General features: G+C 77.1%; 14 protein-coding genes. 10 read left to right on the top strand and 4 right to left on the bottom strand.

What is annotated here, in order from left to right; translation table 11 throughout:
• Positions 1 to 32 precede the first annotated feature (32 nt).
• Both ACI8AX_RS10635 and ACI8AX_RS10630 read right to left on the bottom strand, forming a co-directional pair.
• Positions 33 to 161, bottom strand: a complete 129-nt coding sequence (locus ACI8AX_RS10635; RefSeq protein WP_456549891.1) for a mycothiol transferase — start codon at positions 159 to 161, stop codon at positions 33 to 35.
• Positions 131 to 841 carry a TetR/AcrR family transcriptional regulator gene (locus ACI8AX_RS10630; protein ID WP_456549777.1) on the bottom strand — a complete coding sequence of 237 codons (711 nt, stop codon included), beginning with the start codon at positions 839 to 841 and terminating at the stop codon, positions 131 to 133. The genes ACI8AX_RS10635 and ACI8AX_RS10630 overlap by 31 nt, the downstream gene beginning before the upstream one ends.
• A gap of 89 nt (positions 842 to 930) precedes the next feature.
• On the opposite strand from ACI8AX_RS10630, the gene ACI8AX_RS10625 reads away from it, so the two are divergent.
• The 9 genes from ACI8AX_RS10625 (at position 931) to ACI8AX_RS10585 (ending at position 8,254) form a co-directional block, all read left to right on the top strand.
• On the top strand, positions 931 to 1,626 hold the full coding sequence (locus ACI8AX_RS10625) for a DUF4386 domain-containing protein (protein ID WP_456549776.1): 696 nt from the start codon (positions 931 to 933) through the stop codon (positions 1,624 to 1,626).
• 16 nt (positions 1,627 to 1,642) lie between these two features.
• A complete protein-coding gene (locus ACI8AX_RS10620; RefSeq protein ID WP_456549775.1) occupies positions 1,643 to 2,338 on the top strand; it encodes a dienelactone hydrolase family protein in 696 nt (231 codons plus the stop codon).
• Positions 2,339 to 2,536: 198 nt separating this feature from the next.
• A complete protein-coding gene (locus tag ACI8AX_RS10615; protein WP_456549774.1) occupies positions 2,537 to 2,710 on the top strand; it encodes a hypothetical protein in 174 nt (57 codons plus the stop codon).
• Positions 2,711 to 2,765: 55 nt separating this feature from the next.
• Positions 2,766 to 4,325, top strand: a complete 1,560-nt coding sequence (locus tag ACI8AX_RS10610; protein WP_456549773.1) for an adenylate/guanylate cyclase domain-containing protein — start codon at positions 2,766 to 2,768, stop codon at positions 4,323 to 4,325.
• Between the two features lie 81 nt (positions 4,326 to 4,406).
• Positions 4,407 to 4,934 carry an RNA polymerase sigma factor gene (locus tag ACI8AX_RS10605; protein ID WP_456549772.1) on the top strand — a complete coding sequence of 176 codons (528 nt, stop codon included), beginning with the start codon at positions 4,407 to 4,409 and terminating at the stop codon, positions 4,932 to 4,934.
• Positions 4,931 to 5,785 carry a zf-HC2 domain-containing protein gene (locus ACI8AX_RS10600; RefSeq protein ID WP_456549771.1) on the top strand — a complete coding sequence of 285 codons (855 nt, stop codon included), beginning with the start codon at positions 4,931 to 4,933 and terminating at the stop codon, positions 5,783 to 5,785. The genes ACI8AX_RS10605 and ACI8AX_RS10600 overlap by 4 nt, the downstream gene beginning before the upstream one ends.
• Positions 5,782 to 6,645, top strand: a complete 864-nt coding sequence (locus ACI8AX_RS10595; RefSeq protein ID WP_456549770.1) for an ABC transporter ATP-binding protein — start codon at positions 5,782 to 5,784, stop codon at positions 6,643 to 6,645. The genes ACI8AX_RS10600 and ACI8AX_RS10595 overlap by 4 nt, the downstream gene beginning before the upstream one ends.
• Positions 6,642 to 7,607: a hypothetical protein gene (locus ACI8AX_RS10590; protein WP_456549769.1), complete on the top strand. Its 966-nt coding sequence runs from the start codon at positions 6,642 to 6,644 to the stop codon at positions 7,605 to 7,607. The genes ACI8AX_RS10595 and ACI8AX_RS10590 overlap by 4 nt, the downstream gene beginning before the upstream one ends.
• Positions 7,604 to 8,254 (top strand): hypothetical protein, encoded by a 651-nt coding sequence (locus ACI8AX_RS10585; RefSeq protein ID WP_456549768.1) that lies wholly within the window; start codon positions 7,604 to 7,606, stop codon positions 8,252 to 8,254. The genes ACI8AX_RS10590 and ACI8AX_RS10585 overlap by 4 nt, the downstream gene beginning before the upstream one ends.
• Here the strand turns inward: ACI8AX_RS10585 and ACI8AX_RS10580 are convergent.
• The gene (locus ACI8AX_RS10580; protein ID WP_456549890.1) at positions 8,199 to 9,224 is read right to left on the bottom strand and encodes a potassium channel family protein; all 1,026 of its coding nucleotides are present in this window, start codon (positions 9,222 to 9,224) and stop codon (positions 8,199 to 8,201) included. The genes ACI8AX_RS10585 and ACI8AX_RS10580 overlap by 56 nt on opposite strands.
• 101 nt (positions 9,225 to 9,325) lie before the next feature.
• Positions 9,326 to 11,071, bottom strand: a complete 1,746-nt coding sequence (locus ACI8AX_RS10575) for a class I adenylate-forming enzyme family protein (protein WP_456549767.1) — start codon at positions 11,069 to 11,071, stop codon at positions 9,326 to 9,328.
• An 83-nt stretch (positions 11,072 to 11,154) separates the two neighbouring features.
• Here ACI8AX_RS10575 and ACI8AX_RS10570 point away from each other — a divergent pair, with 83 nt between their 5' ends.
• Positions 11,155 to 12,006, top strand: coding sequence for a patatin-like phospholipase family protein (locus ACI8AX_RS10570; RefSeq protein ID WP_456549766.1), 852 nt, complete (start codon positions 11,155 to 11,157; stop codon positions 12,004 to 12,006).
• The last annotated feature ends 115 nt before the right edge of the window (positions 12,007 to 12,121 follow it).

Raw genomic sequence — 12,121 nt, 5'->3', positions numbered from 1 at the left:
GGCCGGACCGCCGGGCCCGCACCCGCGCGGGGTCAGACGCCGGTGGCGCCGTCGATCCGCTCGCGGACGAGGTCGGCGTGGCCGCAGTGCCGGGCGTAATCGCCGACGCCGTGGACGCCGCCTCGCTCTCCTAGCCACGCGGCGCCGCGGCGGAGGTCCAGCCGGCGCGGTGCAGCCGCTCGGCGCCGTCGAGCAGCAGGTCGAGGGCGAACTCGAACTCGAACTGCTCGTCGCAGCCGCCGTCGACCCGGCCGAGGTCACCGGCGGTCGCGGCCACCGCGATCTCCAGGACGTGCGGGAACCGCTGCGCGAACTCCCGCGCCATCGCCTCCTGCTCCGCCGGCGACGGGGGCCGCGGCGGCGCCGGCTCCTCGAACAGCTCCGGGCTGAAGCCCCAGATCCGGTTGCCCAGCGCGTGCATCACGTGGTGGGTCAGGTCGGGGGAGAGGCCACCGGCGCGGAAGCCACCGGCAACGGCGTCCATGTGCCCGAGCACCGCCGGCGTCCGGCGGGTGCTGCCCTCGATCGCCCGGCGCGCCCAGGGGTGCCGCAGCACGGCCCGCCGCGCGGACAGCACGCGGGCGCGCACGGCCGCCTTCCAGGGTAGCCCCGGGTCCGGCGGCTCGATCTCGCCGAGGACGACGTCGACCATGCCGCCCACCAGCTCGTCCTTGTCCGCGACGTGCTTGTACAGCGCCATCGGGACGACGCCCAGGTGCTGCGCGAGCCCGCGCATGCTCACCGCGTCCAGCCCCGCCTCGTCGGCCAGTGCGACGGCGGCGCGCAGCACGCGGTCGCGGTCCAGCCGCTCGCGTCGCGGACGGTCGGCGTCCGGGGGCATCGGCGTCCTCCTCGTTGACAGGCGTACACCGTACACCTACGGTCCTCGGCATTGGTGTACGCCGTACACCTCGAATGGAGGAGGACGCGATGGAGCCCTGGAGACGCACCGCGGTGGTGGCGGGTGTGCTGTTCCTGCTCACGCACGTGACGTCGGTGCCGGCGGCGCTGGTCTACGAGTCGGTGCTGGCCCCGGGCGGTGTGCTCGACCCGGGCGACCGCACGGCGGTGCTCGTGGCCGCGCTGCTCGAGGTGGTGCTGGCCCTCGGCGTCGTCGGCACCGCGGTCGTGCTCTTCCCGGTGGTCCGGCGGGAGCACGAGGGGATCGCGCTGGGCTACGTGGCGCTGCGGACGCTCGAGGCGGGCGTCATCCTCGTCGGCGTCGTGACGGTGCTCGCCGTCGTGACGGTGCAGGGCGGCGACCCGGCGCTCGCCGGGGTGCGCGACGGGCTGGTCGCGGTGCACGACTGGACGTTCCTCGTCGGCCCCGGCCTGGTGTGCGGCGCCAACACGGTGCTCCTCGCGTACCTGCTGCACCGCTCGGGCCGGGTGCCGCGGTGGATCCCGGTGCTGGGCCTGGTCGGCGGTCCGCTGATCGCGGCGGCCAACGCCGGGAAGCTGCTGGGCCTCGACGACTCGATCTCCGGTGCGGCCGGGGTGGTCGTCGTCCCGATCTTCGCGTGGGAGGTCTGCCTCGCGGTGTACCTGATCGCCCGCGGCGGGCGCCCGGACGCCGACCGCCCCGCGGTGCCGGTCCCGGTCGCGGTGACCGCCGGCGCCCGGTAGGCATCCCGGTGTGCCGATGACGACGTTCGACGCCCCCGCCGGCCCGCTGCCCGGGTACCTCGCCGTGCCGGCCGGCGAGGGGCCCTGGCCCGGGGTCGTCGTCGTGCACGACGCCTTCGGGCTCAGCGCCGACGTCCGGCGGATCACCGACCGCTTCGCGGCGAACGGGTACCTGGCGCTGGCGCCCGGCCTGTTCCGCCGGGGGAACCGGCTGGGCTGCGTCGTCACCACGCTGCGGTCGCTGCACCGGGGCCGGGGACCGGCGGTCGACGACGTCCTCGCCGCCGCGGCCCACCTGCGCGCCGACGACCGCTGCACCGGGAAGGTCGGCTCGGTCGGGTTCTGCATGGGTGGCGGGTTCGCGCTGCTGACCGCGCCGAGCGGCGCCTTCGACGCCGCCGCCCCCAACTACGGCATCTGGCCCGGCAACCGCGAGGAGCTCTCCCGCGCCTGCCCGACGGTGGCCAGCTACGGCGCGCAGGACCCGATGCTCAAGGGCGCGGCGGCCGAGCTCGAGCGCCGGCTCACCGAGGGCGGCGTGCCGCACGACGTGCACGAGTACCCGGGTGTCGGGCACTCCTTCATGAACGACTGGGGGACGCCGGGGCCGCTGCGGTTCGTCGAGCGCACCGCCGGCCTGGCCTACTCCCGGCCGGAGGCGGAGGACGCCTGGCGGCGGATCCTCGCGTTCTTCGGGGAGCACCTGCGCTGACTGTGTGCGCCCACGCCGCGGGATCGGGCCGGTCCCGCGGCCCGGGCGCACACGCCGGCCCGCCGGTGCCCCGGCCCGTGTGAACGGTGCGGGTCGTCGTGCCCCACGGGTCACCCCGAGGGGTCAGATCCTGTTTCCCGGCTCGACCCCCGGCCGGCGCCTGCCGATCCCTCTCGTATCCGACGAGGGGAGCCGGTCATGGACACGGCATGCAGGGCAGTGGCGCAGGCGGGCACCGTGGCGGCGACGGCGTCGCTGGACTCGGAGCAGCCGTGGCCGATGCTGCTGGTCGCCGGCTGGCTGACCACCGCGGCCGACTGCGCGCTGGCCGCCGGGCTCCTCGCCGACCTCGAGGCCGAACTCGCCGTCTGACCCGGACGAGGCACCCGGGGCGCGCCCCGGCGCCTCCCGGCGCGATCATGACCGGGTGACCCCGACGCCGAGCCCACGCGCCGGCGTCGATCCGGCCGGGCGACCGACGTGGGCGGCCGACGCCGTCCAGCGCGCCGACGCCGTCCTGTCGTGGGCGCCCAGCGGCCGCACCGCGGTCCCGGTGATCGTCGTCCTGGTCAACCTGGCCAACCTGGTCGGCGTCGGGACCGTCGCCCTCCTGCTCCTGGGCGTCGGCGAGGACGACGCCGACGGTCGCGCCGCCGTGCTGCTGGCCGCGCTGGCCTACCTCGTCCTCGCCTTCCCGGCCGGCACCTGGGCCGGGCTGCGCCACCAGCGGGTCACCACCTCCTGGCTGCTCGCCGGCCGCGAGCCCTCCCGTGCGGAGGCCTCCCGCGCGCTGCGGCTCCCGGTCGACGCCGCGCTCGTGGCGGCCACCGTGTGGCTGATCGGCGCCGTCCTGCTCGGCACCGTCGCCGCGGCGGCCTACCCCGACTCGCGGGTCGGCATCCGGATCGGCGTCGCGGTGCTGCTCGGCGGCGTGGTCACCGCCGGCGTCACCTACCTGCTCGTCGCCCGCGCCGCCCGTGCCGTCTCCGCCCGGGCGCTGGCGGCGCACCCGCCCACCGGCCGGCTGGCCCTCGGCGTGCGGCCCCGCCTCCTGCTGACCTGGGGCATCACCAGCGGGGTGCCGCTGGTCGGCGTCGTCCTGCTGTTCCTCGACCCGACCAACCCCGACGGTCCCGGCCCCGCGGCGGTGGTCTTCCTCGTGGTCGTCGCGCTGCTCGTGGGGCTGCTGGCCACCCTGCTGACCGCCCGTGCCGTCGGTGCCCCGCTGCGCGACCTGCGCCAGGCGGTGCAGCGCGTCGGCGGCGGCGACCACTCGGTGCGCGTCGTCGTCGACGACGCCGGCGAGATCGGCCTGCTGCAGGAGGGGGTCAACTCCATGGCCGCCGGGCTGGCCGAGCGGGAGCGGCTGCGCGACCTCTTCGGCCGGCACGTGGGGACGACGGTCGCCCAGCGCGCCCTGGCCGACGGCGTCTCCCTCGGCGGCGAGGTGCGCACGGTGGCGGCGCTGTTCGTCGACATCGCCGGCTCGACCTCGCTGGTCCGCCGCACCGGGCCCGAGGAGATGGTCGGGCTGCTCAACCGCTTCTTCGCCGTCGTCGTGGAGACGATCGAGGACGAGGGCGGCCTGGTGAACAAGTTCGAGGGCGACGCGGCGCTGTGCGTCTTCGGCGCGCCCACCGAGCACGCCGACCCGGCGGCGGCAGCGCTGCGCGCGGCGCGGCGGATCTGCGACGCCGTCCGCGCGGCCGGCGAGGTCGACGTCGGGGTCGGCGTGGCGTGCGGGCCGGTGTGGGCCGGGCAGGTGGGCGCGGCCAGCCGGCTGGAGTACACGGTCATCGGCGACCCGGTGAACGAGGCGGCCCGGCTCACCGAGCTGGCCAAGGACCACCCCGGGCGGGCCGTGGCCAGCGAGGCCACGGTGCACGCCGCCGGCGGCGGGGAGCAGGAGCACTGGCGCCCCGACCGCGCGGTGGAGCTGCGTGGCCGCGGGGAGCCGACCCGCACCTGGGTGCGCCGCACGGTCTGAGAACCCTGGTCCTGCCCGGGCCGGACGGGGACACTCCGGCAGCAGCGAACACCTCGGGCCCCCCGGAGCTACAGGTGCAGCATGAGGCAGGAGCCGCGTTCGGACGGTGAACTGCTGCAGGCCGTCGCCGACCGGGACCGGCAGGCGCTGCGGGAGCTCTACGACCGGCACGCACCCTGGCTGCGCGCGCGGCTGGCACGCCGCTGCGGCGACGAGGGCGTGGTCGAGGAGGTCCTGCAGGACACGTTCCTCGCCGTCTGGCGCAAGCCGGCCGGCTACCGCGGGACCGGCGACGTGCCGGCGTGGCTGTGGGGCATCGGGATCCGCCGGCTGCTGGCCGCCGTCCGGCCGCGCCGTCCCCTGCCGCTGCGCCTGCTGCTCCCGCCGCCGGCTCCCTCGGCCGAGGACGAGGTCCTGCTCGGCGTCGAGCACGGCGACCTCGCCGCGGCCGTCGACGGGCTCTCGCCGGAACTGCGCGCCGTCGTGCGTGCGGTCGTGCTCGACGGGCTGACCAGCCGCGAGGCGGCCCGGCTGCTCGGCGTGCCGCCGGGCACCGTGCGCACCCGGATGGCCCGGGCCCGCAACCAGTTGCAGGAGGCGCTCGCATGAGCTGGCACGTCGACCCGGGGACGTCGGCCGGGTACCGCGCGGGGACCCTGACCGAGGCCGCGGCGGCCTCCGTCGAGGCGCACCTGCTGCGCTGCGGCGGCTGCCGGGACGCGCTGGCCGCGACGGCGCCGCCGGCCCACCGCGCCGCCCACGACCGCACCTGGGCCGCCCTCGACGCGGCCCTCGACGCCGAGCCGGCGTCCGCGACCGAGCGCCTCCTGGGCCGCGCGCTGCCGCCGCACCTGCTGCGGCTGCTCGTGGCGGCGCCGGCCGTGCAGGCCGCGTGGTGGGTGGCCGGGACGGCGCTGCTGGTGCTGGCGCTCGCGGCGTCCTACCTGGGCAGCGGCGCCTTCGGGACGGCGGTGTTCGTGGTGACCGCGCCGCTGCTGCCGCTGGCCGGCGTCGCGCTGGCCTACGGCGCCGTCGACGACCTGGCCGGCGAGGTGGCCGGGACGACGCCGTTCCCCCGGTTCCGGCTGCTGGTGCTGCGGACGGCGGTGGTGTCGGCGGGCACGCTGCCGGTCACCGCGCTGCTCGCCTGGGCACTGCCCGGCGGGGTGCGGCCGGCCACGCTGTGGCTGGCCCCGGCGCTCGCCCTGTGCGCGCTCACCCTCGCGCTGTCGGCCCGCGCCGACCCCCGCCGCGTGGCCGCCGTCCTCACCCTGCTGTGGCTGGCCGCCACCGGGGTCGTCCTGCGCCCGTCCCGGCTGCCGCTGGCGGTCGACGAGGTGCTGGACCGCTCGTTCGCCTTCCGCCCGCCGGGGCAGGCCGCACTGCTGTGCGTCGCCGCCCTCGCGCTCGCCGTCGCCGTCACCCGCCGCACCACCTTCGAGGACAGGAGCACCCGATGACCCTCCCCGTCACGCTCGCCGGCGTCGGCAAGCGCTACCGCGGCACGACCGCCCTGCAGGACGTCACCCTCGACCTCTCCCCGGGGGTGACCGGGCTCCTGGGGCCCAACGGGGCGGGGAAGACCACGCTGCTGCGGATCGTCGCGACGGCGCTGTCGCCCAGCGCCGGCACGGTCCGGGTCCTCGGCCACGACCCCGCCGACCCGGCCGGCCGCCTGGCGATCCGGCGGCGGCTCGGCTACCTGCCGCAGGACTCCGGTGCGTACACCGGCTTCACCGCCTTCGCCTTCGTCGACTACGTCGCCGTGCTCAAGGAGATGACCGACAAGGCCGCCCGGCACGCCGAGGTCCGGCGGGTGCTGGACGCCGTGGGGCTCGGCGACCGGGCGCACCAGCGGATCCGGGCGCTCTCCGGGGGGATGCGCCGCCGGGTCGGGCTGGCGCAGGCGCTGCTGGGCCGGCCCGACCTGCTCGTGCTCGACGAGCCCACCGTGGGCCTGGACCCGGAGCAGCGGCTGCGGTTCCGCGAGGTCCTCGCCGGGCTGCCCTCCGACGCCACCGTGCTGCTGTCGACCCACCTGACCGAGGACGTCGCGGCGCTGTGCCCGCGGGTCGTCGTCCTCGACGCCGGGCGGGTGCTGTTCGAGGGGACGACGGCCGAGCTCGCCGGCCTCGCCGAGGGCCGGGTGTGGGACGCCGACGCCGCCGACCCGCTGGCCGCCGTCTCCTGGCGCACCGCGGAGGGCCGCTACCGCAACGTGGGCGCGCCACCACCGCGGGCCGACCTGGTCCCGGCGGGGCCCGAGCACGGCTACCTGCTGCTCACCAGCGTCCCGACGGCCGAGGAGATGGCGTCGTGACCGCCGCGACGGCCCCGGCCGCGGTCCGGGAGACCGTGGTCGGCCGCGGCACGATTGCGGCGCTCGCCCGCGCCGAGGTCCGCCGCACCCTCCGCAGCCCGCTGCTGTGGGCCGGCACCGCCCTGGCGGCCTGGTCGACCTGGTACGTGTCCACCGACGGCTCGTTCACCGGGGGCCGGCCGGTCACCGACGGCTACGCGGTCTGGGAGTGGGGCGCCTTCCCGCTGACCCTGACCGCGTTCCTCCTCGGCAACTGGGGGGCACTGCGCGAGCGGCCCTCGACCACCGCCGAGCTGTTCAGCAACACCCCCGCCCGCCGGTGGGACCGGACGCTCGGCCTGCTGGCGGCCGCGGCGGTGCCGGCGCTGTTGTCCCTCGTGCTGATCGCCGGGCAGTACGTCGCCGTGCTCGCCCAGGGCGGCGCCCGGCTGGGGGAGGGGCGGTGGTCGAGCGAGTTCACGCCGAGCCCGCTGGAGCTGCTGGGTGCGCCGCTGGCGGTCGCCTGCTCCTTCGTGGCCGGGGTCGCCCTGGCCCGGCTCGTGCGGTCCCGCGCGGTGGGTGCGGTGCTCGGCTTCGTCGGCTGGGTCCTGTTCTTCGTCGCCTTCTGGGTCTGGTTCACCGCCCCCTTCGGCGTCCTGGCCGTCAGCCGGTCCCCCCTGGCCGCCGCCGACCTGGGCACGGACCCGTCCGCGGCGGAGCTTGCCTCCTACGACGCGGTCGACCCGCCGGGGTCGACCAGCGAGACGTACCTCGCCGCCGACCGGGACCTGGGGTTCTACGGCCTGCACCTGGTGTACGTCGCGGGCCTGGTGGTCCTCCTCGCCGGCGTCGCCCTGGCGCGCAGCGGCCGCGACCGGCGCACCCGGCCGGTGCTGCTGACCGGAGCGGTCCTGGTGGTCCTCGGCGTCGCGGGGCAGCTGCTGGTGCACGAGTCGGCCCGGACCTGGCTGGGGTTCATGTGACCGCTCCCGCCGTCCCCTGGCCGGTGCTGCTCGCCGCCACCGGGCCGGTCCTCGCCTGGGGGCCGGTCCTGGCTGCGGGCGGCGCTGCCCTGGCGCTGGCCGGGCTGCCCGCCCTCGTCCCCGGGGACGGCGGCGGGCTGCTGCTCGCCCTCGGTGTGGTGGTGCTGGCCTCCGGCTGCGCGGCGGCCGGCGAGGAGCCCTCCCCGGGGGTGCCCCCGGTCGGGCCCGGGCGCCGGCTGCTCGCCCGGGCGCTGCTCGTCCTGCCGGTCTCGGCCGCGGTGCTCGGTGGCGTGCTCGGCCTGGCCGCGGCCGCCGGGGTGGCGACCGGCCGGGGGCCGGTCCTGCTGTGGGCGTTGCTCAGCGCGGTCGCGGCCGGCGTGGGGGCGGCGGTGCGGCGCAGCGGCGCCGACGTCCCCGGACCGGCGGTCGCGGTCGTCGTCCTGGGCGCGGGGCTGGTGCTGCTGCGCGCGCTGCCGGACCCGGTGGTGGAGCTGGCGCCGTGGGACACGACGGCGGAGCGGGTGGGCTGGGCGCTCGGGATCGCCGCGCTGCTGCTGGTGGCGGCGACCCACGACCCGGCGGCCCGCCGCGTCAGAGGTGGGCGCGGACGACGACCAGCTCGTCCTCGGGCTCCAGCGTGCCGATGAGCGGGTCGTCGAAGCGCAGCGTGCGGCCACCGCGGGTCACCGACAGCACGATGTCGGTCAGCTGACGGGGGCCCAGCCCCACCTCGCCGGCCTTGACCGTCCGCTGGTGCAGGTCCAGGCCCTGCCCGCCGGTGACGAGGTCCTCGACCACGTTGACCACGCGGGGGTGGTCGGTCGACAGGCCCAGCAGCCGGCCGGAGGTCGCCGAGGTGGTGATGACCGTGGTCGCGCCGGACTGGCGCAGCAGCGCGGCGTTCTCCTCCTCGCGGACGCTGGTCGTGATCGGCACGCTCGGGTTGAGCTGGCGCACGGTGAGCGTGATGAGGACGGCGGCGTCGTCGCGGTTGGCCGCCACGATCACCGCCCGCGCCCGCTCGACGGCGGCCCGCTTGAGCACCTCGCGCCGGCCGGCGTCGCCGACGATGCCGGTCAGCCCGGTCGTCGTCGCCTCCTCGACCAGGCGCTCGTCGGTGTCGACGACGACGATCTGCTCGGCCGGCGTGCCGTCGGCCCGCAGCGCGCGGATGGCGCTGCGGCCCTTGGTGCCGTAGCCGCAGACGATGACGTGCTGGCGCACGCGGGACCTCCACCGGCGGATGCGGAACTCCTCCCGGGAGCGCGCGGTCAGCGCCTCGAGGGTCGTTCCGATGAGGACGATCAGGAACATGATCCGCAGCGGCGTGATCACGATGATGTTGATGAGCCGGGCACCCTCGGTCACCGGCGTGATGTCGCCGTAGCCGGTCGTGGAGAGCGTGACGGTCGCGTAGTAGAACGCGTCGAGCAGCGTGATGCCCCGCTCGTCGCCGTCGCGGTAGGCGTCGCGGTCCAGCCAGACGATGAGGACGACGGCGAACAGGACGACGGCCGCGATGAGGACCCGGCGCCACACCTGGCGGACGGGGGACTCCTCGACGTGCGCGAGGACGACCCCGGTGTGCGGGTCGTCGGCGTCGCCGCGATGGATCATCACGCCGAGCGACGATAGTGAGCCCCGGCCCCGGGGTGGTGCCGCCGCACCCGTCCGGGGGAGCACGGGTCGCCCCGGCTCCCCCCGACGGGGTGCGCCGGTCAGCCGCCGACGGCCGCCCGCTCGCGCGCGGCGAGCTCCCGCTTGAGCACCTTGCCGGCCGCCGAGACGGGGATGGCGTCGATGAACACGACGTCGCGCAGCCGCTTGTACGGCGTCACCCGGTCGTTGACCGCGGCCATCACCGACTCGGGGGTCAGCGCGGCGCCCGCGTCGTCGTCCCGGCGGACGACGTAGGCGACCGGCAGCTCCCCGGCCTCCTCGTCGGGCCGGCCGACCACGGCGGCGCCGGCGACCCCGGGGACGGCGAACAGGTGCTCCTCGAGCTCGCGCGGGAACACGTTGTAGCCCTTGTAGAGCAGCATGTCCTTGGTGCGGTCGACGATCGCCAGGTAGCCGTCCTCGTCGACCACCCCGACGTCGCCGGTGTGGAACCAGCCGTCGGCGTCGATCGACTCCGCGGTGGCCTGCGGCCGCTTCCAGTAGCCGCGCATGACCTGCGGCCCGCGGATGCACACCTCGCCGCGCTCGCCGGGCGGCAGCGCCTCGCCGCCGCCGAGCGGCCGGATCGAGATCTCGGTGTCGAACACGGGGACGCCGACCGTGCCGGCCTTGCGGGTGCCCGAGCGGAACGCCGGGTTGCCGGTGGCCTGCATCGTCACCTCGGTCAGCCCGTAGCCCTCGCCGATGACCGCGTCGGGCAGCAGCCCCGTCAGCCGCTCGATGAGCGACACCGGCAGCGGCGCGGCCCCGCTGGAGACGCCGCGCACGTGCGACAGGTCGGCGTCGTCGATGCCGGGCACCTGCAGCAGCGCGACGAACACCGGCGGCGCGCCGCCGATGGCGGTCACCCGGTGGCGGACGGCGTCCTCGAGGTAGCGCACCGGGTCGAAGCGCATGTGCACGACCGCCGTCGTCCCGGCCATGACCAGGCCGTTGAGGTAGCCGATCACGCCCATGGCGTGGAACCACGGGGTCAGGTTGATCATCCGGGCCTCGCCCAGCCGGGTCGGGTGCTCCTCGGGGCCGAGCACCTGGCGCAGCGTGACGTCGCCGGCCTCGTCGAGCTCCGGCACCGAGCCGCTCACCCAGCAGCCGGACTGCAGCACGTTGGTCACCACGTTGCGGTGGGTCAGCTCGACGCCCTTGCTCACCCCGGTCGTGCCGCCGGTGTAGGCCAGGTGGGCCAGGTCGGCGGCCGGGTCGACGGCGGCGTCGAGGTGCCGGTCGGTGGGGTCGGCGGCGAGCAGGTCGGCGAGGTCGACGTCGCCGGGCTCGAGGCCCGCCAGCCGCGCGGAGAAGTCGGGCGTGTGCGCCGGGCCGGTGACGACCACCGTCTCGACCGGGGTCTCGGCCAGGGCGCCGCGCACGAAGGGCAGCACCTGGTCCCAGGTGACCAGCACGCGGGCGCCGGCGTCGGTCAGCTGCGCGGCGAGGTCGGGTGCGGGCAGCAGCGGGTTGGTGGGGGAGAAGGTCGCGCCGGCCAGCAGGACGCCGTAGTAGACCGCCGGGTACTGGCGGCAGTTGGGCGCGTGCACGGCCACGACGTCGCCCCGGCCGATGCCGTGGTCGGCCAGCCAGTTCGCCACCGCGTGCGCCCGCCGGCCGAGCTCGGTGAACGTCAGCTCCACGTCGTCCTCGACGAACGCCGGCCGGTCCCCCCAGCGGCGCACGGCGGCGCGCAGCACCGAGCCCACCGGGACCAGCGGGTAGTCCAGCGACCGGGGCAGGCCGGGGGGCCACGACACGGCGGGCGAGACGGTGCTGGGGGCGGTGCTGGCGCTCAATGCGGGTCCTCTCCTCGGGGGTCCCCAGCGTGGCGCACGTCACAGCGGGTGTCGAGGTGGGTGGCGACGGTCAGGATGGGCCGGTGAGCGGAACGGGACGCGCCCTCGTGCTGGGCGGCGGGGGCATCACGGGGATCGCCTGGGAGACCGGCGTGCTGGCGGGGCTGGCCGAGGCGGGGGTCGACCTGACCGTGGCCGACCTCGTCGTCGGCACCTCGGCCGGCTCGGTGGTCGGCGCGCAGGTCACCAGCGGGGCCGGGATCGAGGAGCTCTACGCGCGGCAGCTGGAACCGCCGTCGTCGGAGCGGGTCGCGCGGATGACCCGTGCGGCGCTGGCCCGGTACGCCTGGGCGATGCTGCGCAGCCGCGGCCGGGACGAGGAGTTCCGTCGCCGGGTCGGTGCCCTGGCGCGGGCCGCTGCCGACGCCGGCCTGACGCCGACCGAGGAGGAGCGGCTGGCGGTGATCGGCTCCCGGCTGGTCAGCACCGAGTGGCCCGACCGCCGGCTGGTCGTCACCGCCGTCGACGCGGAGACCGGTGGGTTCCGTGCCCTCGACCGCGACTCCGGTGTGCCGCTGCTGCAGGCCGTGGCGGCGTCGTGCGCGGTGCCCGGCGTCTACCCGCCGGTGACGATCGACGGCCGCCGCTACGTCGACGGCGGCATGCGCTCGGCGGCCAACGCCGACCTGGCCGAGGGGCACGAGCGGGTGGTCGTGCTGGCCCCGATCGCCCGCGGCGTCGGCCCGCTGGCCAGCGTCGACGCCCAGGTGACCGGGATGGTGGCGCGGGTCGCCGTCGTCAGCCCCGACGAGGCTAGCCGGCGGGCGATCGGGCGCAACGTGCTCGACCCGGCCGCCCGCCGTCCCTCGGCCGAGGCCGGTCGCGCCCAGGCCGCCGCCGTCGCCGAGCAGGTCCGCGAGGCCTGGCTGGGCTGACCGGAGTGGGGGGGGGGGGGGGGGGGGGGGGGGGGGGGGGGGGGGGCGCGGCCGTCGGCGCCGGCGGCCGCTCGGGGGGGGTGGGGGGGGGGGGGGGGGGGGTGCGCGCGGGCGC

The sequence above is a fragment of the Blastococcus sp. SYSU D00813 genome, from assembly GCF_054050735.1.
This window is presented reverse-complemented; position numbering and strand designations above follow the sequence as displayed.